This window comes from Solibaculum intestinale, from assembly GCF_040096205.1.
Lineage (GTDB): Bacteria > Bacillota > Clostridia > Oscillospirales > Acutalibacteraceae > Solibaculum_A > Solibaculum_A intestinale.
Genome location: NZ_JBBMFD010000003.1, coordinates 106738 through 128708, shown reverse-complemented (window position 1 = coordinate 128708; position 21971 = coordinate 106738). Strand labels below are relative to the sequence as shown.

Genomic DNA, 21971 nt, shown 5'->3' with positions numbered 1-21971 from the left:
AAAAGCCGGTCAGAACGTGGTAACACACGTTTTGGCCGGCTTCCTTTGTATCGGATTGGAACTTCTCTTTTGGACGCCGGTCCTTTTGCTTGTTACATCCCCCACAGCTCTTCCACCGTGATAAACCGGTAGCCCTGGGCGGAAAGCTGCTGCAAAACGATCCCGGCCGCCTCCACCGAGGTAGCGTACAGATCGTGCAGCAATACAATCGAACCGCTTTGTACATGAGAAAGGATATGGGAGGCCACCCGCTGTGAATCTTTGTATTTCCAGTCTTGCGGATCCACATCCCAGAGGGTGACGACCTCACCGGCAATTTCCGTTTCCCCCGGCGCCCGGGCGCCGTAAGGCGGGCGGATGAGCTTAGGAGAAACACCGCAGGCGTTCTCAATGGCTTGGGCTGCGTTCGCCACCTGGGCGAGCTTGTCCGCCTCGGAAAGCTTAGTCAGGTTCGCGTGGCTGTAGGTGTGGTTGCCTATAGCATGCCCCTCAGCTGCGGCCCGGCTGAGCACCTGACCATGCTGCTCCGCCCGGCTGCCCACCACGAAGAAGGTGGCCTTCGCCTGGTACTGGCCCAGCAGGTCCAGCAGGGCGGGGGTGTTGGTGGGATGAGGGCCGTCGTCAAAGGTCAGGCAGACCACCTTGTCCCCCTGTGCTGGCGGAGTTGGGGTGCTGGCGGGTGGTTCGGCAGGCGGCTGGGCGGGCGGTTCCTGGGGCGTTTGGCTTTGGGACTTCTCCGCCTCCTTTTTTTCTTTGAGATAGGCGTCGATCTCTCCACGGGAGATGGGCACCTGGATGGTCACACCGTATTGGGTCATGCCGAACAAATCCGCGTCGAAAAGCAGAGTAAGGGTGTCCGGTTCAACGGTAAAATCCGAGGTGTCCTTGAGGTTCGCGTCAATCTTATCCCTTACATAGCCTTCTTCCAGCTGAGGATACTGTTTGAGGACTGTCTGCACCGACTGCTCTACCAAAAATTCCTTTGCCGCGTCAAAGTCCACAAAGTCCCTCAGATATTTGCGTTCGCCGGTACTGGTGTTTACACAGAAGGTAAAGGAATCGTGGATAAACTGCCCCAAGCACATTTCGTTGCTTTCAAAAGCCAGCGTGACGGTATCGGAATCGTACCGCACCTGGTCGTACTGCATGGTCAGATAGGTGTCGTTGCGACTGGTCTCGCTCAGAGCGGATGATAGGCGCTGCTGGAACCGGTCAATCCGCCGATAGACCTCATCTTTGACCATGGCGTCCAGCTCTTTGACCTTGAACGCGCCGTACAGCACATGGATGTAGCATTCGTCCGATTCCTCCCGGTAGCGGATGATGCGCACCCCGTCGTCCTCTCCGATGATCTGTGGGGTTGCGGAGGATTGGGACAGCACGGAAGAATCCGAGGACGAGGAACTGCTATCCTCCTGAGAGGAAACCGGGCCCGCCACCGGGGTAGACACCGGGTCTTTGTTGCAGCCGGCCAGAATGGTGAGCAGCAGGATCGCCGCAAGCAGCGTGCTAAGGACCTGTTTTCGCATTTGTCTCCCTCTTCACTCTCAAAAGTCATCATGATTGCGCAATTATGTCTACCATACTACCATTGCCATTGGGAAATTGCAACGGCATCCCGGTTACAAATTCCCTACAATTTCATGAACAGATTTTCCCTCGTCTCACGCCATCGCCATTCCAAAACAGATTCCTTTGTTCAATCCTGCTTCTATCTCTTGGTTTTTACAGGTTTTGCGCGTATAATAGAATCATTCGGGGCAAAAGGCCCCAGCGTATGCGTAGGAGGCAGTCATGGAATTCATGGAAACCACCGTCAGTCAGGAATATAAGTTCAAAGGCCGGGTGATCAACACCCGGGTCGACCAGGTTCTCCTTCCCAACGGCAAGCCCGCCCAGCGGGAAGTGGTTGAGCACACGGGCGGCGTGTGCGTAGGGGCGCTGACCAAGGAAGGGGAAATTTTACTGGTGCGCCAGTTTCGCTATCCTCACCGCAAGATTCTGCTGGAGGTTCCGGCAGGCAAGCTGGAAAAAGGAGAAGACCCCCTGGAGGGCGGCAAACGGGAGCTTTTGGAGGAAACAGGCGGCGTAGCCGTCTGTTACCGGGATTTGGGGCTCATGCTGCCCACCCCCGGCTACTGCGGCGAAACCATCTATATGTACGGGGCGAAAATTTCCCATTTTACCGCACCTCGCCCCGATCAGGACGAATTTGTCGAGCCGGTCAAGGTCCCGCTGGAGCAGGCGGTGCAGATGTGCCTGTCCGGTGAAATCACCGACGCAAAAACCCAGGTGTGCATCATGAAGCTGACCCTTCTGCTGCAGCAAGGGGTTTCCTTTTTCGGGCAGGAGGAATAAGCCTGCGCTCCCTTTGTGCCATCGACGGGCTGGGGCGGCTAACGCCGCCCCAGCCAATCCTTTTTCATGAACTTGAGGAGTGTGTTTGGATGCTGTGTCCCTTTGATTCCCGCAGCCTTGTTCACCGTTCTCCCTTTGGCGCGGTCAAGGCCGGGCAGAACGTTCATTTTAAGGTGCTCATCCCCCGCAGCAAGAACTGTTCCGGAGTGCGCCTGGTGATCCGGGAGGATTCCCAGACGCAGGCTCAGGTGTACGGCCTGTTCTGGTGCGGCATGGAAGGGTTTGACTACGAGTGGTGGGAATGCGATTTCGTCCCCAGCCGCATCAGCCTTTACTGGTACTCCTTTGAGTGCGACACGGCTAAGGGACTGGAAGAAATCCACCGGGACCGGGGAGGAAAGGGCAAGTTCGGAAAAGGGGAATTCTGGCAGCTGACCGCCTACGACCCGGATTACCAGACTCCCTCCTGGATGGCAGGGGGAATCCTCTACCAGATCTTTCCCGACCGGTTTGCAAAGTCCGGCAAGCCTCATGAGAATCTGCCCGCCGGGCGCACCCTGCGGCAGGACTGGGGTGGACAACCGGAATGGCGCCCCAACGGCGAGGGAAAGATCACCAATTCCGACTTTTTCGGCGGGGACCTGGAGGGCATCCGGCAAAAGCTCCCCTATTTGCAGGCGCTGGGCGTCACCTGCCTTTACCTCAACCCCATCTTCGAATCCCATTCCAACCACCGCTACGACACGGCGGATTACAGCCGCATCGACCCGCTTCTGGGCAGCGAGGAGGATTTCGCCCGCCTGTGCAGCACCGCCCAGCAGTACCGCATCCGCGTTGTGCTCGACGGCGTGTTCAGCCATACGGGGTCGGACTCGGTCTATTTCAACCGGGAAGGCCGCTACCCGCCCAACGGCGCGTACAACACCACCGAATCCCCCTATTATCCCTGGTACAAGTTTCAGAAGTGGCCGGACCAGTACCAGAGCTGGTGGGGCTTTACCACCCTGCCGGAGGTGACGGAGGAATCCCCCGATTTTCTTCGTTTTATCTGCGGCGAGGAGGGGATCGCGAAAAAATGGCTGCGGTTGGGTGCGTCCGGCTGGCGGCTGGACGTGGCGGACGAGCTGCCCGACGGGTTTTTAGACGAGTTTCGGCGCGCGGTCAAAGAGGAAAGCGACCAGAACTTTATTTTGGGCGAGGTTTGGGAGGACGCGTCCAACAAGGTAAGCTATGGGGCGCGCCGCAAATTTCTGCTGGGCGAACAGCTGGACAGCGTGATGAATTACCCCTTCCGGCAGGGGGTTTTGGAATATCTGCGCACAAAGGATAGCGGCCTTTTGATGGAAGCGGTGCTCTCCATCTGTGAAAACTATCCACGCCCAGCCCTGCGGGTGCTGATGAACCACATCGGTACCCACGACACCGAACGGGCGATCACCTACCTAGCTGGGGAACCGGACAAAGGGTACGGCCGAGAGTGGCAGGCGGGGAAAAGCCTGTCCGAGGGCCAGCGGGCCCACGGGCTCATCCTCCTTCGGCTGGCCTCGCTGCTGCAATATACCCTGCCGGGCATTCCTTGCCTCTATTACGGGGACGAGGCGGGGATGGAGGGCTATCGGGACCCTTTCAACCGGGGCTGTTATCCCTGGGGGCATGAGGACCGGTCGCTCATCGGCTGGTATCAGAAGCTGGGGGCGCTCAGACGGTCCTGCCCATGCTTGGCGGACGGGGACTTTGTCCCCATGGCTTGCGACGGGCCGGTGGCCGCTTATCTGCGCACCGGTAAGCGCACCTCTTTGTTCACCGCCGTCAACGCCGGGGATCAGACCCGCACGGTCTCCATGCCCCAGGGCTTTGTTCCCCAGGTGGCCATGCACGGCGTAGAGGTGCAGGGAAACCAGCTGGTCCTTCCGCCCTTTACCGGCGCTTCCGGCCAGCTGCGGCACGCTGGGTTGGGGAATAGGCCCCACCCTTACGAAGGCAAAAAGTAGGAGCCCCACCCGTTTACATAAGCTGGCCCTTATGCTCTTCGAAATATTTTTTCCAGGAAGTGAAGGATACGCATTTCACCGCGATAAGAACTGCTATGGAAAGGAGCAAAGCTCCCACTGCAATCATATAGAATTTGGAGCCCCATTGATATTTAAAGCTCCATTCCTTCCCAAAAGCACTGGGGACCAGGGCCAGTAAGCCTATGGATACGACCAGCCCTACATACGAAAGCACCTTCATAATAAACACCCCGGGTTTGCTCTGCTTCCATTCCTTTTTCCATGCCTGTTTGAGCTCGCGTTTTGTCATTCTAAATTTCTCCTCTCATTGCCTATCGGCTAGGAAATGCTACAGTTTTTGGCGTTAGAGATTTTCCACTGATACGATGCGCCTGTGTTGGTAAAGCTATTTCCTTGCGAAATAAAGTTGTTTCCAGGGTTATCGTAGTAACTTACATAGATGCGATAAACATGGTGGGCATCCCCAAGCTTCAGGGTGTCGCCACCTTTGCCAACCCAACTGCAAATGTAGTTCCCATTGCCGTCTCTCAGCGTGATACGAACTTTGGCCCCGGTGTTATACCAGCCGCTCATATCGTAAGTCTTGATTTTTTACATTGGCATATTGCTTGCCTCGTTTGTTGATAAGGGACTGGCTGATTTTCACCGTGCAATACGAAGACGAACTGGTTGTGGCGCTTGTTGCCGCGTAAGTGGTCAACGAAGCGGCAGGTATCATCGAAAAGGTCAGAAGCAGCGTAAGCATAATGGAAAGAATTCTTTTTTCATGGTACAACCCTACTTTCTGATTTTAAAATTTGATCATAGCCAAGCTGTTCGACACAGCCCCCGGATGGTTGCCAGTTTATTTCTGTAAATTCCGGGAATTCGATACCGTCTATTTTCCAACCACCCTCCTTGAATGAAACAACTCGTCCATTATCATAATACCTTTGTATTTTTATGTTGTCAATTATATTTATATAATGGTATTGTGATCTTTGACTTCAAGGAGACTCTTTCTATGTTGCACGAACAAATAAAAACTCTTAGGGCAGCGAGGGGTCTTAACCAGGTGGAGCTTGCGAAAAAGCTGAATGTATCCAAGCAGAGTATTTCAAACTGGGAAAATAACAACATCCAGCCCTCCATTGAGGTTCTGGTAAAGCTGGCCCGTTTTTTTTCGGTAAGCACCGATTATTTGCTGGGATTGGACACCAGGCTCTATCTTGAGGTAACCTCCCTTCATCCGGAAGAGATTGCTCACATCCAGATGCTTATCGACGATCTGAAGGGGCGCACACATCACGCCTGACACTTCGGCCGAAGGCGATATCCTTGCCGTTTTCACAAAAGAAAGGGACGCCCCTGCTTAAAAAGCAGGGGCGTCCCTTTCTTTTGTTTTCCCCTTGTACCGGCCAACTGCGTTATTCCGCCTTTTCTCCCGTTACATGCACGTCGACCTGGTGAAAGGGAATGGAGATGCCGATGCGGTCGAACTCCGCCTTCACCTGCTCGAGCAGCTCAAATTTAAGCTGCCAGTAGTCCCCGGTTTTGGTCCAGCAGCGCAGCTGCAGCACTATGGCTGAATCCCCATGCTCCACCATCTGAACAGTGGGTTCCGGCTCCGGGATGGTAAGCTCGTTTTTACAGGCCAGCATAAGGATGGTTTCCTTGGCAAGGGCCACGTCGTCCTGATAGCCGATGGAGAAGTTCTGATCCAGGCGGCGGGTCTCCTCGGCGTTGTAATTGATGAGGTTATTGCCGGTCAGGCGGGAGTTGGGGAGGACCACACGGCTGTTGTCTATGGTGGTCAGGGTGGTGTAAAACAGGCGGATTTCCGTAACCGTTCCGCCCACGCCCTCGGTCTGGACATAGTCCCCCACCCGGAAGGGATGGGAAACCAGGATGAGAATGCCGCTGGCAATGTTCTTTAAGCTGTCTTGCAACGCTAGGGCGATGGCCGCGCCCGCCGCGCCGATGACGGTGATGATGGAGGTCATGTTCACCCCCAGGGTGCCGCAGACGGTGACCACCACCAGAATCATCAGGGCGATATAGACGGTGGAACGGATGAAGGAATGCAGGGTCACGTCCACCTTGCCCCGTTGCAGCATCTTCATGACGAACTTGGTCACCAGCTTTGCCAGCCACAGCCCCACCAGCAGCACGATCAGCGCAACGAGCAGCTTCGGCCCGTACTCCACCACCACGGCCCACAGCCAGTCCATAAATTTCTCCATCGGGTCCGCTCCTTTCGAAAAACGCCTGTTTTTTCTTTCAGTATACGCGAACAAAGTCCCCCGCGCAAGGCGCTTTTTGCAGGAACTGGGTGGTTTTTTCCCGCCGATTCGTGCTATACTCGTGATACTCTAACTTGGAAAGGCAGGCGGCGCTTATGCCAGACGTTACATTGATCCGCGGGGACCGGACGGACCTTCTCAGCGCCCACCCGGGCGAAACCCTGCTTGACCTGTTGGGCCGGTGCGGCGTTTCCTTCTACGCACCCTGCGGCGGGGGCCACACCTGCGGCAAATGCAGGGTGAAGGCGACGGGAGCACTTTCGGCCATGTCGGACGAGGAAGCGATCCTGCTGGGAAGCGCCCGGGAGGCGGGCGTGCGGCTGGCGTGCTTTGCCCGGGTGGAAGGGGAGGCGACGGTGACTTTGCAGGCTCCCGCCGAAGCCCAGACTGGAGAGAACTCCCCTGCTCCCAGCGAACCGGCCGGCGAAACCGAGCCCCTGGGCTTCGCCGCCGACCTCGGCACCACCACGGTGGCCCTTTCCCTCTTCGGCCTGAAAAGCCGCCGGCTCCTCAGTACCGAAAGCGCCCTAAATCCCCAGCGCACCTTTGGGGCGGACGTGATCGCCCGCATCGACGCGGCGGGGAAGGGGGCGCTTCCCGCCCTGCAAACATCCATTGTGGGTGCTCTCAACGACATGCTTTCTTTCGTTTGCAGAAAGGCGGGGGCAGCGGTGGAGCGGGTGCAAAAGGGCGTCATCGCGGCCAACACCACCATGCTCCACCTGCTGCGCGGCTTGGACCCCGCCTCCATCGCCCAGGCGCCCTTTACTCCTAAGTCCCTCTTCGGCGGGGACGTGCCCGCCGGGGAGCTGGGGCTTTCTATCGACCCCAACGCCCCCGTTCATCTCATCCGCTGCCTTTCCGCCTACGTGGGCGGGGACATTACGGCGGGCATCCTGGCGGCGGACCTTGGGAACCCTAAGGAAAACGCCCTGCTCATCGACATCGGCACCAATGGGGAAATGGCCCTCAGCCGGGGCAGGGAGATTTTCTGCTGCTCGGTGGCGGCGGGCCCGGCGCTGGAAGGAGCCCGCATCCGCTATGGGATGGGCGGGGTCCCCGGCGCGATCAACCAAGTGACGCTGACCAAGGAGGGCCTTTCGGTGACCACCATCGGCGGGGAACCGGCGGCGGGCATCTGCGGTTCGGGGCTGTTGGACGCGGCGGCGGCGCTTTTAGACTGCGGGGCGGTGGACGAAACCGGGCGAATGGACGGCGAGGAGCTGCCGCCGGCTCTTGCCGGGCGCTTCCTTGCGCTTGACGGCCAGCCCGCTTTTCTGCTAAGCAAGGAACAGGGCATAGCGGTTACCCAGCAGGACATCCGGGAGCTGCAATTGGCCAAGGCCGCCTTCGCGGCGGGCATCGCGCTTTTGTTAAAGGAAGCGGGCTTAACCGAGGCGGAGGTGGACCGGGTGGTGCTGGCCGGGTCCTTCGGCTGCGCGCTAAACCCCAAAAGCGCCTGCCGCATCGGGCTCTTGCCCGCCGCCTTCCTTCCTAAGACTCAGGCGGGGGGCAACACGGCGGGATTGGGGGCCGGGGCGGTTCTCTTAGAGGACGGGGCCCGGGCCCGCCTGACCCAGATCGCCTGGGACGCCAAGTACCTGGAGCTGTCCGGCCGGGCGGACTTTAACGACGCCTATGTAGACGCCATGCTGTTCCCAGACGGGGAGGAATAGGAAAAGAGCGCCCAGGCTCATGAGCCTGGACGCTTTTGACTTATTGTGAATGATATTCACACATTTGGATGAGGACAAACAGGCAGCAGCCCCGGCCTGCGGCTTTCCCTCCGGCAGATAAGCAGATTCCATCCGTACAGGCAGGCCGTTGGATACGCCTGTATGGATGTGAATTTAATCCACATTCCAAAACAACCCCTTGGGGCTGGATAAATGCCTTCCACGACGGAATAAGCCCAAAGTATATGAACCAAACTCACTAACTTCGGGCATTCACAGAAACCGGCAGAAGTACAGGGGGGATGGAACTTACACACGTGAACACAATTCACGTGCCCGCGTAATCCACGCTACTAAGTGGACGGAGAACTCTCCGAGTCGGTGAAATACATTCACGATCCACAAAAAATAGTTGGTTCTTGAGAGGGAATAAGCCCCCATATGTGAATCCAATTCACATATGGGGGCTTATTCCGAAATCGGCGGAGCCTGGGAATGGGTCCTTCCTATTTGTGAATATATTTCACCTATTCGAGCACCCCTACCAACAAACGTCCTTTTTCGGAAGGACAAGCCGATAATGTGAACCATATTCACACAGCCCAAAATGGCCTGTGTGGCCGGGCGGATGCATCCCCAGGGATGTGAACTATATTCACTCAACACCAATCCCATAGAAGCAAGCGGATGGCTTGAAGTGGGAAGGGCTCTGAGTCACGTGAACTATGTTCACACACTTGGCTATCCACAGAAATCGGCAGAGGCTTTAAGGCTTTTCTTGTGAATCTATTTCACACATCAACGCATCCACGAAAGCGGATGGAGCGTCCAGAAGGATGGATGAGCCGGTGATTGTGAATATAATTCACACGTACCGTCTCATCGCAGCACCTCCCGCTTTTGGGTGCGGTAAGCCAGGTAATCCATGCTGCAATCAAAAAACAGGGCCAGCTTGTATAGATCCGCCGTTTTCATCCGGGTATGGTCCTTCTCATAGCGCTGATAGGTAAGAAGAGAGATGCCTACGGTCCGAGCAAGCTCGGATGGAGACAGATTTCTTTCTTCCCGAAGCAGTTTAAGCCGTGATTCCATTGCCTTTTCCTCCTTGAACGCATTTTCGTTTATATAATACGCTTTTTCGTTCACCCAGTTATCGCCTTTTTGTTTTATAATAAGAAAAAAGCGTATGAGGTGTTCCATGAATATTCTAAATAGGCTGGAGAGCTTGATGAAGCAGCGTGGCCTGAACGAACGTGAGCTTTCCCTACGGTCTGGCATTCCTCCAACTACCATTAATTCTTGGTTCCGTAGAGAGTATAATCCTTCTATTTTTACATTGGAAAGCCTCTGCGAAGGTTTGGGCATCACCTTGTCCGAGTTTTTCTATGAGGGTGATTCCGACTGCCCGCTGACGCAGGAGCAGCGTGAATTGCTTGCCAAATGGAGCCGTTTGTCCCCGGAGCAAAAGCAGGCCTTCCTGCGGTTAATTGACAGCCTATAGCCGCGCTTTTTCATTAGAGAAGATCGGAAAACGAAAAAGCGATTGTTGATTCATGCCCTTTCGCCCTTATTTTAGCTGGGAAACTGCCCGCTGTCATCAACGAGTACGCGTATTTTGTGTACGAATACGCGTATCGGGTGCAGGTGGCCATCGATTTTGTTATAAATCGCGGCAGGGATGCCTTCTTCCTCTGCAAATCAATTGCAAAGCCGGGCGCTTGCCTGTATAATAGAAAGGATTCGATCCTACCCTTTCGACGAGGTGATCATTTTGCACAATGTGCAGCAGCGCATCCGAAATTTCAGCATCGTGGCCCACATCGACCACGGCAAGTCCACCCTGGCCGACCGCATTCTCGAACTGACCGAGGCCGTCGCCAAGCGGGACATGGAAGAACAGCTTCTCGACAATATGGACTTAGAGCGCGAGCGGGGCATCACCATCAAGGCCCACGCCGTTTCGCTGGACTATAAGGCGGACGACGGCCAGTTTTATACCTTCAACCTGATCGACACCCCCGGCCATGTGGACTTCAATTATGAAGTGTCCCGGTCCTTAGCGGCCTGCGAGGGAGCGGTGCTGGTGGTGGACGCGTCCCAGGGCATCGAGGCCCAGACCCTTGCAAACACCTATCTGGCGCTGGACCACGGGTTGGAGATCCTGCCGGTCATCAATAAAATCGACCTGCCCGCGGCGGAGCCTGAACGGGTCATCAAGGAAATTGAGGATGTCATCGGCATTCCCGCCGAGGACGCGCCCCAGATTTCCGCGAAAAACGGGGTGAACATCCCGGCGGTTCTCGAACGGATCGTCAAGGACGTGCCGCCCCCGGCGGGGGACCCGGACAAGCCCTTGCAGGCGCTGATTTTCGACAGCTACTATGACCCCTACAAGGGCGTCATCGTTTACATCCGCGTCAAGGAAGGCTCTGTGCGCCCGGGGGACACCATCAAGATGATGGCCACCGGCGCGGAGTTTACCGTGGTGGAGACTGGGCACATGCGCCCGAACCTCTTAGAGCCGGACGACTGCCTGGCGGCGGGGGACGTGGGGTACATCGCCGCGTCCATCAAGGTGATTGCGGACGCAAGAGTGGGCGACACGGTCACCTTGAAAGAGAACCCCGCGCCCGAGCCCCTGCCCGGCTACCGCAAGGTGAACCCCATGGTGTTCTGCGGCATCTACCCGGCGGACGGGGCCAAGTACCCGGACCTGCGGGAGGCTTTGGAGAAGCTGCAATTAAACGACGCGGCCCTGTCCTTTGAGCCGGAAACCTCGGTGGCCTTAGGCTTTGGCTTTCGCTGCGGCTTTCTGGGGCTTTTGCATATGGAGATCATCCAGGAGCGGCTGGAGCGGGAATATAACCTGGACCTGGTGACCACCGCCCCGTCGGTCATCTATAAAATCACCAAGACCAGCGGCGACGTGGTTTACATCGACAACCCCACCAACTACCCCGACCCGGGCACCATCGCCCAGGCGGAGGAACCGATCACCAACGCCCATATTTTCTCGCCCACCGAGTTCGTGGGCAACATCATGGACCTGTGCCAGGAGCGGCGGGGCGTATTTAAGGACATGCAGTACATCGACGCGGGCCGGGTGGACATCCACTATGAGCTCCCGCTCAACGAAATCGTATACGACTTCTTCGACGCCCTCAAGTCCCGCACCCGGGGCTACGCTTCCTTTGACTATGAGGTGATGGGCTACCAGAAGTCGGATCTCGTTAAGCTGGACGTGATGCTCAACGGCGAGGTGGTGGACGCCTTGTCCTTCATCGTGCACAGCGACAAGGCCTACACCAGGGCCCGCAAGATCGCCGAAAAGCTCAAGGAACACATTCCGCGCCAGCTCTTCGAGGTGCCCATCCAGGCGGCCATCGGCGGCAAGATCATTGCCCGGGAAACGGTCAAGGCGCTGCGCAAGGACGTGCTTGCCAAGTGCTACGGGGGCGACATTACCCGCAAGAAGAAGCTGCTGGAGAAGCAGAAGGAAGGCAAGAAGCGCATGCGGCAGCTGGGCTCGGTGGAAGTGCCCCAGGAGGCGTTCATGGCGGTGCTCAAGCTGGACGAATAAGACGCGACAAAAGCCGCCCAGGCGTGTTGGGCGGCTTTTTTGCCGGGCAATTCATGCATATATAGATGCATGAATTCGATTGATGCAGAAAGGAGGGCATTTTCCGTGCCCCATTGGATCGGCCTCTATCTTCATGTTCCTTTTTGCCTGCGCAAATGCAGCTATTGCGACTTTTATTCCTGTAAAGGAAACAACGATTTATACGATAAGTATACTTCCGCTCTGCTTGCCGCCCTGGGCCGCTATGGGGAGGGGGGCGGCTATGAGGCGGATACCTGTTATTTCGGCGGCGGCACCCCGTCTTTGCTGGGGCCTAAGCGGGTGGGGACGCTGCTTGCGGCGGCAGAAAAATACTTTGGGTTGAATGCGGCGGAGATTACACTGGAAGTCAACCCCGCTACCGCTTCGTTTGGGGATTTTCAGGGCTACCGGGCGGCGGGTGTCAACCGGCTGTCCATCGGGATGCAGACGGGCGTGGACGAAGATCTTGCCTCGTTGGGACGGCTGCACACGGCCATAGACACGGTCCGGGCGGTGAAGGAGGCGCGGCGGGCAGGCTTTGAAAACCTGTCTCTCGACCTGATGCTGGGCATCCCGGGGCAGACGGAGGAAAGCTTGGGGAAAACCCTGTCCTTGGTAAAACAGCTGTCACCCGAGCATGTGTCCGCCTATTTGCTGAAAATCGAAGCGGGCACCCCCTTCTCTTTGCGCCCGGCGGACGAGTTCCCCGGCGAGGAGGCGCAGGTGGCCCTTTACCAGTCCGCCTGCCGGGGACTGGAGAGGATGGGGCTCGCACAATATGAAATCTCCAATTTCGCAAAGCCCGGCTTTGCCTCCCGCCACAACCTCAAATACTGGAACGGGGAGGAATACCTGGGGCTGGGGCCCGCGGCTCATTCCTTCTTAAACGGACGGCGGTTTTTCTATCCGCGGGATTTGGAAGGGTTCCTTTCGGGAGAACCTCCGGTGGAGGACGCAGCGGGCGGCGATTTCGAGGAATACGTCCTGCTGCGGCTGCGGCTAGTGGAAGGGCTTACCGAGGAAGGAGTCCTCGCCCGGTTCGGCCATCCCATTCCGGAGCGGCTGCGAAGGCGGGCAAAGCCCCTTTCGGCGGCGGGGCTGATGGAAGAGGACAATAGGGGCCTGCGGCTGACCCGGGACGGGTTTCTGGTGTCCAACGAGATCCTGGCCCGGCTGCTGGCGGAATAATTGCGCACGCTGCTTCCCCGCTCAGATAGGAAATCCGCTTTTCCTACAAGCAGGCGAAAAAGCGGGAAGCGGGTCGAAGTTAGCCTTGCCTTTCCCCGTTTGCCTTGGGTATAATGAGGGCAAAGGGAGGTGACGAAGCATGAACGCATGCAGCAATACCCGTCCATGTCCATGCACCTATGACTGTCCCCGTCACGGCAAGTGCTGTGCCTGTGTGGCCCACCACCGGGACCACGAGGGCGGTTTTCCGGGCTGCTTTTTCTCCAAGGAGGGGGAAGCCACCTACGACCGCAGCTTTGAAGCCCTGAAGAAAGACCGGGAAACAAAATAACCAAAAAGCCCTGTATGCGTTTGCGGCACACAGGGCTTTTGTTATGCTCCGATTAATTATACAGGGCGATGAAAAAGTTCAGATATCCGGCAAAGGTGACCCACAACACATAGGGCACCAGCAGCCAGGCGGCCCGCTTGTCGATGCGGCCGAACTGGCGGATGGTGATGAGGATCATAGCCCACAAGAGCACGAGCACCAGAAAGGCGCCGGAATAGTACCGTTCACCAAAGAAGGTGAGGGTCCAGAAGAAGTTCACCGCCAGCTGCGCGCCGTAGAGAAAGAGGGCGGGGGACTTGAGCGGCGAATCGCTGCGGTAGACAAGCCAGGAGGCCACGCCCATCAGGATGAAAAGGATGGTCCACATCACTGGGAAAAGCCAGCCGGGCGGGGACAAGGGCGGTTTAATAAAGGATTCGTACACCTCCATGGAATTGCCGGCAATCAGGGCGGACAGCCCTCCCACCAAGCCGACCGGGATCACCAACGCAACGATCAGGCTGATCCATTTTCGTTTCATCCGCCTTCTCTCCCTTCTGCAAATCGCTTTCTTTCCTATTCTATTCATCCCGGCTGTTTTTATGAATCCATGGGGCTTTCTTTTTATTTGGTTTTTCCAAAAGGATAAAGAAGCGAGTGTCGGGATGCTTGTTTATTTGCAGAAGAGGGGCTTGTTTTTTGTCCCATCGTCTCTTTTGTAGTGTCTATCTCTCCTATTCCTTTTAGTAGAGAAGTTTCACATAAGCCGTATAAATCATGCCGAATTTCCTTCCTCTTACAGAATCCATTATCCCAGAAGACACAGAAAATATTTTTGCAGAGTATTATGCTCATTTTCTTCTCACCTTGTCAAGTTTTCTTTTATCTTACCATATTTACTAGCTTTTTGCTAGTATTTGTTGCAATGAAAGCGGATACACTGAAATCGGTGAGAATATGAATGAGAAAAACAAGCCGATTTACGACCAAATTATCGACAACTTAAAGAAATACCGCAAGCGCCAAGGGCTGACCCAGCAGGGTCTGGCCATGCGCGCCCACATGAGCCCGGGGTACCTCAGCCAGATCGAAGCGAAGAACTATGACCGGTTTTGTTCCCTGGACATGCTTATCGCGCTGGCGGAGGGCCTGCATGTCCCGCTCTATTGCCTGTTCCTTCCGGAGGACCGGGACCCGCAGACCCCGGGGGAATAGAGGTGCCAGAAGGAACGGTTTTTCCCTTCGGCTTGCCGGTCTCGCTAGGGCCGGGCGGCCTTCCCCTTGAGTAACCGCCTGGTTCGTTCGCTCCTTACAGCCAACCTGCGCGCGGCTCTTCTCTAAAAATCAGCAAAAAGCCCCGGCTGGGATTAGGGCCCGGCCGGGGCTTTTTTTGTTTTTTTACGCGTTGAGGGCTTGCTCAATGTCCGCAATGATGTCGTTTACATCCTCGATGCCGACCGAAAGACGAATCAGGTCCGGGGACACGCCGCATTCCTTGAGCTGCTCGTCGCTTAACTGGCGGTGGGTGGTGGAAGCCGGGTGGAGCACACAGGTGCGCGCGTCGGCCACGTGAGTGACGATGGCCGCCAGCTTCAGATGGTCCATAAACTTCGTGGCCGCCTCCCGGCCGCCCTTGACGCCGAAGGAAACAACCCCGCAGGTGCCGTTTGGCATGACACGCTTGGCCAGATCATAATAGGCGTTGGACGCAAGGCCGGGGTAATTGACCCAGGAAACCTTCTCGTTTTTCTCTAAGTATTCGGCCACCTTCTGGGCATTTTCGCAGTGCTTCTTCATGCGCAGGGGAAGGGTTTCCAGCCCCAGGTTGAGAAGGAACGCGTTCTGCGGGCCGGGAATGCAGCCCAAATCCCGCATAAGCTGGGCCCGTGCCTTGACAAGATAGGCAGCAGGGCCAAAGCGCTCGGTGTAGGTAACCCCGTGATAGGATTCGTCCGGCTCACACAGGGAGGGGAATTTCCCATTGGTCCAGTCAAACTTGCCCCCGTCCACAATCACACCGCCCACCGAGGTGGCGTGGCCGTCCATGTACTTGGTGGTGGAATGGGTGACAATATCCGCCCCGTGCTCAAGGGGCCGGAAATTTGCAGGGGTGGGGAAGGTATTGTCCACAATCAGGGGCACGCCGTGAGCATGGGCCAGATCTGCAAACTTCGGGATGTCGGTCACGATCAGGGCCGGGTTCGCGATGGACTCGACGAAAACCGCCCGGGTATTCTCCCGAAACGCCCCCCGGATGGTCTCCACATCGTCGTCAGGGTCCACAAAGGTCACATCGATCCCCATGCGGCGCATGGTGACGTTCAGGAGATTAAAGGTGCCGCCGTAGATGGCCGAGGAGGAAACAATGTGTTCCCCGGTGCTGACGATGTTGAACAAGGAGAGAAAGCTGGCCGCCTGGCCGGAGGAGGTGAGCATGGCGCCCACGCCGCCTTCCAGCGCCGCAATTTTATTCTCCACCGCCGCCAAGGTGGGATTTGCCAGGCGGGTATAGAAGAAACCGTCCTCTTCCAAATCGAAGAGCCGTCCCATCTGCTCGGAGGACTCGTACTTATAGGTGGTGCTCTGGTAAATGGGCAGGACCCGGGGCTCGCCGTTTTTCGGCTTCCAGCCCTCCTGCACGCATTTGGTGTCAAATCCGAATTCGCTCAAGGGTATCCACTCCTTTGCATATTGCGTTTTCTATGGCAAGAATAGTAGCACGTTTTTTCAAATTGTACAACCGAAAATTCATTGAAAGGCCGCACCAGGTGGTGTAAAATAAAGAAAACCTGGCAAACGAACCACATATGGAAGGAGACTTCATAACATGATTGCGAAAACCCTTGACTTATGGGGTGAATTCCCCTACCCCGGGGACACGGGAGACGGCTTTCGGCCCACCCTGGACGCATACCTGCTCAAAAGCGGGGCGCCCCGTCCGGCGGTGGTGGTCTTTCCCGGCAGCGGCTATCTGGAATGCTCCCCCAGAGAGGCGGAAGCGGTGGCGCTCCAGTTTAACGCCGCGGGTTATCACGCCTTTGTGCTGTGGTACTCCTGCGAGCCCCACCTGCATCCCGCTCCCTTAAAGGACGCGGCCCGCGCCTTCTCGCTGATCCGGGAAAAGGCGGCGGACTGGTTTATTGACCCGAACCGGGTGGCGGCCTTGGGCTTCTCGGCAGGCTCGCATCTGGCGGCCGCCCTGGGCGAATACCACAGCACGGACCTTGCCGCGGCTCCCGGTATCAACCCCGGCACCACCCGGCCCGACCTGATGGTGCTCAGCTACCCGGTCATCACCTCCGGGGAGTTTGCCCACCGGGGCTCTTTCGACCGCACTCTGGGAGACAAGCGGGAGGACCCCGCCGCTTTGGACCTGCTCTCTCTGGAAAAGCACGTACCGGCCGACTTCCCGCCCACCTTCCTGTGGACTACCTTTGAGGACGAAGCGGTCCCCATGCAGAATACCCTTTTGATGGCCTGGGCCCTGCGCGAGCAGAATATCCCCTATGAGCTGCACATTTTCCCCGAAGGGCAGCATGGCATTTCCCTGGCCACCGAGGAGACCAGCGGCGGGGAAGCCCGGTATGTAAAGCCTCGGGTGGCCCAGTGGCTGGGCCTGTGCCAGAACTGGCTCCAGGACCGATTTGCAGAGCTGGCTGCCAAAAAATAAGTTATTATTTTGTGCATCCCGCTCAAAAATCAATCTGTTTCTTTGGTGATTTAACGCTTTTGTTCTTTAAAGCAACAATATGCACAATTTCCAAACCTTCCGTTTTTAAATCTTCGGCTTGACAATCAAAACCCGGGGCGTTATGATGAATGCAACGAAAAAGGATCGGAGGGTTCGCTTCATGTCGCAGCTTAGCAGACGATTTACCGGCTTTTATGGCGTCCGTTTTTATGACGGCCGTCTGTTTTGCCGTGCCCATCTGTCTGCTGTGAAGCGAGAAGCCCTGGATTGAGAGAACGGGAATGGTATCCGTTTGATCCTGCGCGGAGCTCATGGTGACATGGGCTCCGCTTTTTGTTTTTCCGAAGCATCCGTCCACTTGACGAAAGAAAGGGAGTATCTGTATGATTATCGTATTGAAGCAAGGCGCCAGTCCGGAAAAAATTGAGGAGCTCAGCCGGATTTTCAATAAAATGGGCGTCTCGGTCAACGCCTGGCACGGCACACAGGAAACTGTCCTGGGCCTTTTAGGGGACACCGCCTCCATCGACATTGACTTTGTCAAAGCCCAGCCGATTGTGGCTTCCGTCAAGCGGGTGCAGGAGCCTTACAAGAAGGCCAACCGCAAGTTCCACCCGGACAACACGGTAATCACCCTGCCGGGCGGGCAGGTCATCGGCGACGGGTCGCTGACCTTGATTGCGGGGCCCTGCTCGGTGGAAAGCGAAGACCAGATCTGCGGCGTAGCCCAGCGGGTCAAAGCGGCGGGGGCCAATTTCCTGCGCGGCGGCGCCTTTAAGCCCCGCACCTCTCCCTACGCCTTCCAGGGCCTGCGGGCGGAAGGGCTGGAGCTTTTGCAGGAGGCCCGGAAAAAAACGGGGCTTCCCATCGTCACGGAAATCATGTCCGCCTCCCACTTAGACCTGTTCGAGGATGTGGACATCATCCAGGTGGGCGCCCGGAACATGCAAAACTTCGAGCTCTTAAAGGAGCTGGGCAAGCTGGATAAGCCCATCCTCTTGAAGCGGGGCCTTGCCAACACGTTAAGCGAGTTCCTCATGAGTGCCGAGTACATCATGAGCGGCGGCAACGAAAAGGTCATCCTCTGCGAGCGGGGCATCCGCACCTTCGAGAACTTCACCCGTAACACTCTGGACATTTCGGCCATCCCGATCCTCAAAAACCGCTCCCATCTTCCGGTGGTGGTGGATCCGAGCCACGCGGCGGGCATCACGTGGCTGGTGGAGCCGTTGAGCATGGCGGCCATTGCCGCAGGCGCGGACGGTTTGATCATCGAGGTGCACAACGACCCGGCCCGCGCCTTGTCCGACGGAGCCCAGTCCATCACGCCCGACCAGTTCGACATCATCGCTAAGCGGCTCAGAAAGGCCAAGGCGGTTCTTTCCGCCGAAGGACTGGATACGGGGGTGACCGCCATATGAAAACGTTGACGGTACACACGTCCAAGGAATACGACGTGCTTATCGGCAAGGGGCTTTTGGACCGGGCGGGAGACGAGGTCCAAAAGCGGCTGCATCCGGCAAAGGCGGTGATCGTCACCGATTCCAACGTTGGCCCCTTGTACGCGGCTGCGGTCAAGCGCTCCCTGCAGACCAGGGGCATTCAGGCGGCCGTCTTTACCTTCCCGGCGGGAGAGGCGCAAAAGCGCCTTTCCACCATTTCGGAAATGTACGAAGTGTTCGCGGCCGCGGGGCTTACACGGGGGGACCTGGCGGTTGCCCTGGGCGGCGGGGTCACCGGGGACATGTGCGGCTTTGCCAGCGCCACCTACCTGCGGGGGATTCCCTTTGTGCAGATTCCCACCTCTCTGCTCGCCCAGGTGGATAGCTCCGTGGGCGGCAAAACCGGGGTGGACCTGGAGGTGGGCAAGAACCTGGTGGGCGCCTTCTGGCAGCCCTCCCTGGTGCTGTGCGACACGGGGGTGCTCTCCACCCTGCCGGGGCGGTACTTCTCCGACGGCATGGCGGAGGCCATCAAGGCCGGATGCATCAAGGACAAGGATTTGTTTGCCCGCATGGAGACCGAAGACGTTCACGATTTTCTGGAGGACATGATCGCCCGCTGCATCGACATCAAGCGCCAGGTGGTGGAGAACGACGAAAAGGAACAGGGCGAGCGGATGCTTTTAAACTTTGGCCACACCCTGGGCCACGCCATCGAGCGGCTCTATCATTATGAAGGAATTGCCCACGGCGAGGCGGTTGCCATCGGCATGGTAAGGGCGGCCCTGGCCGGGGAAAAGGCGGGCCTGACCCAACCGGGCACCGCCGCCCGTATCCAAAAGGTCGCGGAAAAGTTCTCCCTGCCTACCGAGACCGATTTCTCCTGTGAGGAACTGGCAAAGGCCGCCTTTACCGACAAAAAGCGCAGTGCAAACGGAGTGAACTTCGTGTTGCTCCACGCCATTGGGGATTCTTTTATTCGTCCGACCCTATTAAACGAACTGGAATCTTTCATTGAAATATAACAAATTGGAATTGAGGAGGAACGCCCATGTCCACCGCAGTCCTTTCGCCGGGCCGGCTTTCGGGAGACATTAAGCCGCCCCCATCTAAATCGGCGGCTCACCGGGCCATCCTGTGCGCGGCGCTGGCCGGAGGGGAGAGCGTATTGTCTCCCGTGGCCCTGTCCGACGACATCAAGGCCACCATTGGGGTTGCCGAGGCGCTGGGCGCCTCCATCCGCCTTTGCGGGGAGGTGCTGACCGTGTCCGGCATCCACCCCGACCATAGGGAAGGGGGCACGTTGGCCCTGCCCTGCGGGGAATCGGGGTCTACCCTGCGGTTTTTCATCCCGGTGGCGGCGGCGCTGGGGCAAAACGCGGTGTTTACCGGGGAAGGAAAGCTTCCCGCCCGTCCCATCGGGGTGTATCTGGACTGCCTGCCAGAAGCAGGGGTGGCCTGCCGGACAAAGGGCGGGCTTCCCCTGGCCATCGACGGGCAGCTTGCGTCCGGGGTGTTTTCCTTGCCTGGGGACGTCAGCTCCCAGTTTATCACCGGGCTTCTTTTCGCTCTTCCCCTCCTCTGCGGGGACAGCGAAATCCGCCTGACCACGCCCTTGCAGTCGGCCGGGTATATCGACCTGACGCTGCAAATCCTAAGCGAGTTCGGCGTGGCGGTGGAGCCCATTCCCGGCGGCTGGCGGGTAAAGGGCGGGCAGCGGTACCGGGCGAAAACCTGCACGGTAGAGTCCGACTGGTCCCAAGCCGCCTTCTTCCTGGCCGGGGCCGCCTTTGGAAGCGACTTGACTCTGACCGGGCTGCGTTTTGACTCGGTGCAGGGGGACAAGGCGGCGCTTCCCTTATTTGAAGGGTTCGGGGTAAGGGTGGAGAAACGGGTGGACGGCTCGCTTCGCTGCACGCCTCCCTCCGGCCGAATCCGGGCGCAGGATATCGACGCGGCCCAGATTCCGGACCTGGTTCCCATCCTGGCGGTGACCGCCGCTCTAGCCGACGGGGACAGCCGCATCTATAACGCCCAGCGCCTTCGCATCAAGGAAAGCGACCGGCTCAAAACCACCGCCGCCCTCATCCAGGCGCTGGGAGGGCACTGCGAAGAAACACAGGACGGCCTGCTCGTTCACGGAGTAAAGTGCTTCACGGGCGGGACGGTGGACGGGGCCAACGACCACCGCATCGTCATGGCGGCGGCGATGGCCGCGCTGGCAGCCCAAGGGGAAGTCACCATCCGGGACGCGCAGGCAATTAACAAATCGTATCCATCCTTTTTCTACGAATACAATCGGTTGGGAGGGCATGTACATGGCATCCACCTGGGGTAATCACATCAAGCTTTCGATTTTCGGGGAAAGCCACGGGCCCGCCATCGGCGCGGTGCTCGACGGGCTTCCGGCAGGGGAGGCCATCGACTTGGAGGAGGTCCTGCTGCAAATGAAGCGCCGGGCCCCGGGGCAGGACCGGTCTTCCACGCCCCGCAGGGAAGGGGACGTGCCCCGTATCCTGTCCGGCATGCTCGAGGGGCACACCACCGGCGCCCCTCTGGCCGCCGTCATTGAGAACCATAACACCCGGTCCGGGGATTACGCGAACCTGCTTGCAAAGCCCCGGCCGGGCCATGCGGACTTTACCGGCAATGTACGCTACCACGGGGCCAACGACCCCAGGGGCGGCGGCCACTTTTCCGGCCGGCTGACGGCGCCGCTGGTCTTTGCCGGAGCGGTCTGCCGGCAGATTCTCGCCCGCAAAGGGATCGTCATCGGTTCCCACGCCTATGCGATCGCTGGGGTGGCGGACGCGCCCTTCGATCCGGTCACCGTGTCCAAGGAGCAGCTTTGCGACCTGTCCAAGCGTTCGTTCCCGGTGATCAATCCCAAGGCGGAGGACAAGATGCGGGTGGAAATCGAAAGGGCCAGGCTTTCCTGTGACAGTGTGGGCGGTATCGTAGAATGCGCGGCCGTGGGCCTTCCGGCGGGAATCGGCTCCCCCATGTTCGACGGGGTGGAAAACCGGCTCGCCTCTATTTTGTTCGGCATCCCGGCGGTGCGCGGGGTGGAATTCGGCGCGGGCTTTGCCGCCGCTTCCCTGCGGGGGAGTGAACACAACGACGCCTTTGTCCGGGAAAATGGACAAGTACGCACGGTCACCAACCGCCACGGCGGGGTACTTGGAGGCATCACCTCGGGTATGCCCCTTTTGTTCCGGGTGGCTTTTAAGCCCACTCCCTCCATTTCCAAGGAGCAGGCCACGGTGGATCTGCAAAACCCGGAGGTGCCCCAGGTTCCTTTGACTGTGGTGGGCCGGCATGACCCGTGTATCGTGCCCAGGGCGCTGCCGGTGGTGGAGGCCGCAGCCGCCATCGTCCTGCTTGACCTGACGACCGACTGCCAGTAAGGAG

General features: G+C 57.9%; 21 protein-coding genes. 14 read left to right on the top strand and 7 right to left on the bottom strand.

Annotated elements, in window-relative coordinates:
- Positions 1 to 92: 92 nt before the first annotated feature.
- On the bottom strand, positions 93 to 1529 hold the full coding sequence (locus WMO26_RS03545; protein ID WP_349218168.1) for a polysaccharide deacetylase family protein: 1437 nt from the start codon (positions 1527 to 1529) through the stop codon (positions 93 to 95).
- 265 nt (positions 1530 to 1794) lie between these two features.
- On the opposite strand from WMO26_RS03545, the gene WMO26_RS03540 reads away from it, so the two are divergent.
- Both WMO26_RS03540 and WMO26_RS03535 read left to right on the top strand, forming a co-directional pair.
- The gene (locus WMO26_RS03540; protein WP_349218166.1) at positions 1795 to 2358 is read left to right on the top strand and encodes an NUDIX hydrolase; all 564 of its coding nucleotides are present in this window, start codon (positions 1795 to 1797) and stop codon (positions 2356 to 2358) included.
- 89 nt (positions 2359 to 2447) lie between these two features.
- Complete coding sequence (locus tag WMO26_RS03535) at positions 2448 to 4349, top strand: glycoside hydrolase family 13 protein (RefSeq protein ID WP_349218164.1); 1902 nt, start codon at positions 2448 to 2450, stop codon at positions 4347 to 4349.
- 13 nt (positions 4350 to 4362) lie between these two features.
- Here WMO26_RS03535 and WMO26_RS03530 read toward each other — a convergent pair whose 3' ends face one another.
- Positions 4363 to 4659 carry a hypothetical protein gene (locus WMO26_RS03530; RefSeq protein WP_349218162.1) on the bottom strand — a complete coding sequence of 99 codons (297 nt, stop codon included), beginning with the start codon at positions 4657 to 4659 and terminating at the stop codon, positions 4363 to 4365.
- Positions 4660 to 5373: 714 nt separating this feature from the next.
- Here WMO26_RS03530 and WMO26_RS03525 point away from each other — a divergent pair.
- Positions 5374 to 5664 carry a helix-turn-helix domain-containing protein gene (locus WMO26_RS03525; protein ID WP_349218160.1) on the top strand — a complete coding sequence of 97 codons (291 nt, stop codon included), beginning with the start codon at positions 5374 to 5376 and terminating at the stop codon, positions 5662 to 5664.
- A gap of 112 nt (positions 5665 to 5776) precedes the next feature.
- On the opposite strand, the gene WMO26_RS03520 is transcribed toward WMO26_RS03525, so the two are convergent.
- Positions 5777 to 6592, bottom strand: coding sequence for a mechanosensitive ion channel family protein (locus WMO26_RS03520; RefSeq protein WP_349218159.1), 816 nt, complete (start codon positions 6590 to 6592; stop codon positions 5777 to 5779).
- Between the two features lie 155 nt (positions 6593 to 6747).
- Here WMO26_RS03520 and WMO26_RS03515 point away from each other — a divergent pair, with 155 nt between their 5' ends.
- A complete protein-coding gene (locus tag WMO26_RS03515) occupies positions 6748 to 8328 on the top strand; it encodes an ASKHA domain-containing protein (protein WP_349218158.1) in 1581 nt (526 codons plus the stop codon).
- Positions 8329 to 9207: 879 nt separating this feature from the next.
- Here WMO26_RS03515 and WMO26_RS03510 read toward each other — a convergent pair.
- Complete coding sequence (locus tag WMO26_RS03510) at positions 9208 to 9420, bottom strand: helix-turn-helix domain-containing protein (protein ID WP_349218157.1); 213 nt, start codon at positions 9418 to 9420, stop codon at positions 9208 to 9210.
- Positions 9421 to 9526: 106 nt separating this feature from the next.
- Here WMO26_RS03510 and WMO26_RS03505 point away from each other — a divergent pair, with 106 nt between their 5' ends.
- The 4 genes from WMO26_RS03505 (at position 9527) to WMO26_RS03490 (ending at position 13448) form a co-directional block, all read left to right on the top strand.
- A complete protein-coding gene (locus WMO26_RS03505; protein ID WP_349218156.1) occupies positions 9527 to 9829 on the top strand; it encodes a helix-turn-helix domain-containing protein in 303 nt (100 codons plus the stop codon).
- Between the two features lie 279 nt (positions 9830 to 10108).
- Positions 10109 to 11908 (top strand): translation elongation factor 4, encoded by a 1800-nt coding sequence (gene lepA, locus WMO26_RS03500; RefSeq protein ID WP_435431545.1) that lies wholly within the window; start codon positions 10109 to 10111, stop codon positions 11906 to 11908.
- 105 nt (positions 11909 to 12013) lie between these two features.
- Positions 12014 to 13117, top strand: a complete 1104-nt coding sequence (gene hemW, locus WMO26_RS03495; protein WP_349218154.1) for a radical SAM family heme chaperone HemW — start codon at positions 12014 to 12016, stop codon at positions 13115 to 13117.
- A gap of 139 nt (positions 13118 to 13256) precedes the next feature.
- On the top strand, positions 13257 to 13448 hold the full coding sequence (locus WMO26_RS03490; RefSeq protein ID WP_349218153.1) for a hypothetical protein: 192 nt from the start codon (positions 13257 to 13259) through the stop codon (positions 13446 to 13448).
- 52 nt (positions 13449 to 13500) lie between these two features.
- On the opposite strand, the gene WMO26_RS03485 is transcribed toward WMO26_RS03490, so the two are convergent.
- Positions 13501 to 13968: a TspO/MBR family protein gene (locus tag WMO26_RS03485; protein WP_349218152.1), complete on the bottom strand. Its 468-nt coding sequence runs from the start codon at positions 13966 to 13968 to the stop codon at positions 13501 to 13503.
- Positions 13969 to 14384: 416 nt separating this feature from the next.
- On the opposite strand from WMO26_RS03485, the gene WMO26_RS03480 reads away from it, so the two are divergent.
- Complete coding sequence (locus tag WMO26_RS03480) at positions 14385 to 14642, top strand: helix-turn-helix domain-containing protein (RefSeq protein ID WP_349218151.1); 258 nt, start codon at positions 14385 to 14387, stop codon at positions 14640 to 14642.
- A gap of 183 nt (positions 14643 to 14825) precedes the next feature.
- Here WMO26_RS03480 and WMO26_RS03475 read toward each other — a convergent pair whose 3' ends face one another.
- Positions 14826 to 16097 (bottom strand): O-acetylhomoserine aminocarboxypropyltransferase/cysteine synthase family protein, encoded by a 1272-nt coding sequence (locus WMO26_RS03475; RefSeq protein ID WP_349218150.1) that lies wholly within the window; start codon positions 16095 to 16097, stop codon positions 14826 to 14828.
- Between the two features lie 157 nt (positions 16098 to 16254).
- Between WMO26_RS03475 and WMO26_RS03470 the strand changes: the two genes are divergently transcribed.
- The gene (locus tag WMO26_RS03470) at positions 16255 to 17097 is read left to right on the top strand and encodes an alpha/beta hydrolase (protein ID WP_349218149.1); all 843 of its coding nucleotides are present in this window, start codon (positions 16255 to 16257) and stop codon (positions 17095 to 17097) included.
- Positions 17098 to 17119: 22 nt separating this feature from the next.
- Here WMO26_RS03470 and WMO26_RS03465 read toward each other — a convergent pair whose 3' ends face one another.
- Entirely contained in the window at positions 17120 to 17431 is a 312-nt protein-coding gene (locus WMO26_RS03465; protein WP_349218148.1) for a hypothetical protein, read from the bottom strand.
- 70 nt (positions 17432 to 17501) lie between these two features.
- Here WMO26_RS03465 and aroF point away from each other — a divergent pair, with 70 nt between their 5' ends.
- The 4 genes from aroF to aroC are packed head-to-tail and all read left to right on the top strand — an operon-like array spanning position 17502 to position 21967.
- A complete protein-coding gene (gene aroF / locus WMO26_RS03460; RefSeq protein ID WP_349218147.1) occupies positions 17502 to 18539 on the top strand; it encodes a 3-deoxy-7-phosphoheptulonate synthase in 1038 nt (345 codons plus the stop codon).
- A complete protein-coding gene (gene aroB, locus WMO26_RS03455) occupies positions 18536 to 19585 on the top strand; it encodes a 3-dehydroquinate synthase (protein ID WP_349218146.1) in 1050 nt (349 codons plus the stop codon). The genes aroF and aroB overlap by 4 nt, the downstream gene beginning before the upstream one ends.
- 26 nt (positions 19586 to 19611) lie before the next feature.
- Positions 19612 to 20898, top strand: coding sequence for a 3-phosphoshikimate 1-carboxyvinyltransferase (gene aroA, locus WMO26_RS03450; protein ID WP_349218145.1), 1287 nt, complete (start codon positions 19612 to 19614; stop codon positions 20896 to 20898).
- Positions 20879 to 21967 (top strand): chorismate synthase, encoded by a 1089-nt coding sequence (gene aroC / locus WMO26_RS03445; RefSeq protein WP_349218144.1) that lies wholly within the window; start codon positions 20879 to 20881, stop codon positions 21965 to 21967. Before aroA ends, aroC begins: the two co-directional genes overlap by 20 nt.
- Positions 21968 to 21971 lie beyond the last annotated feature (4 nt).

Excerpts from the sequence above, each read along its gene's own strand:
- aroB (WP_349218146.1), top strand. The coding sequence starts at position 18,536 with ATGAAAACGTTGACGGTACACACGTCCAAGGAATACGACGTGCTTATC.
- WMO26_RS03485 (WP_349218152.1), bottom strand. The coding sequence starts at position 13,968 with ATGAAACGAAAATGGATCAGCCTGATCGTTGCGTTGGTGATCCCGGTC.
- aroF (WP_349218147.1), top strand. The coding sequence starts at position 17,502 with ATGATTATCGTATTGAAGCAAGGCGCCAGTCCGGAAAAAATTGAGGAG.
- WMO26_RS03470 (WP_349218149.1), top strand. The coding sequence starts at position 16,255 with ATGATTGCGAAAACCCTTGACTTATGGGGTGAATTCCCCTACCCCGGG.
- WMO26_RS03525 (WP_349218160.1), top strand. The coding sequence starts at position 5,374 with ATGTTGCACGAACAAATAAAAACTCTTAGGGCAGCGAGGGGTCTTAAC.
- WMO26_RS03515 (WP_349218158.1), top strand. The coding sequence starts at position 6,748 with ATGCCAGACGTTACATTGATCCGCGGGGACCGGACGGACCTTCTCAGC.
- WMO26_RS03490 (WP_349218153.1), top strand. The coding sequence starts at position 13,257 with ATGAACGCATGCAGCAATACCCGTCCATGTCCATGCACCTATGACTGT.
- WMO26_RS03545 (WP_349218168.1), bottom strand. The coding sequence starts at position 1,529 with ATGCGAAAACAGGTCCTTAGCACGCTGCTTGCGGCGATCCTGCTGCTC.
- aroC (WP_349218144.1), top strand. The coding sequence starts at position 20,879 with ATGGCATCCACCTGGGGTAATCACATCAAGCTTTCGATTTTCGGGGAA.
- aroA (WP_349218145.1), top strand. The coding sequence starts at position 19,612 with ATGTCCACCGCAGTCCTTTCGCCGGGCCGGCTTTCGGGAGACATTAAG.
- WMO26_RS03535 (WP_349218164.1), top strand. The coding sequence starts at position 2,448 with ATGCTGTGTCCCTTTGATTCCCGCAGCCTTGTTCACCGTTCTCCCTTT.
- WMO26_RS03510 (WP_349218157.1), bottom strand. The coding sequence starts at position 9,420 with ATGGAATCACGGCTTAAACTGCTTCGGGAAGAAAGAAATCTGTCTCCA.
- WMO26_RS03530 (WP_349218162.1), bottom strand. The coding sequence starts at position 4,659 with ATGACAAAACGCGAGCTCAAACAGGCATGGAAAAAGGAATGGAAGCAG.
- WMO26_RS03480 (WP_349218151.1), top strand. The coding sequence starts at position 14,385 with ATGAATGAGAAAAACAAGCCGATTTACGACCAAATTATCGACAACTTA.
- WMO26_RS03505 (WP_349218156.1), top strand. The coding sequence starts at position 9,527 with ATGAATATTCTAAATAGGCTGGAGAGCTTGATGAAGCAGCGTGGCCTG.
- WMO26_RS03465 (WP_349218148.1), bottom strand. The coding sequence starts at position 17,431 with ATGAGCTCCGCGCAGGATCAAACGGATACCATTCCCGTTCTCTCAATC.
- WMO26_RS03540 (WP_349218166.1), top strand. The coding sequence starts at position 1,795 with ATGGAATTCATGGAAACCACCGTCAGTCAGGAATATAAGTTCAAAGGC.
- WMO26_RS03520 (WP_349218159.1), bottom strand. The coding sequence starts at position 6,592 with ATGGAGAAATTTATGGACTGGCTGTGGGCCGTGGTGGTGGAGTACGGG.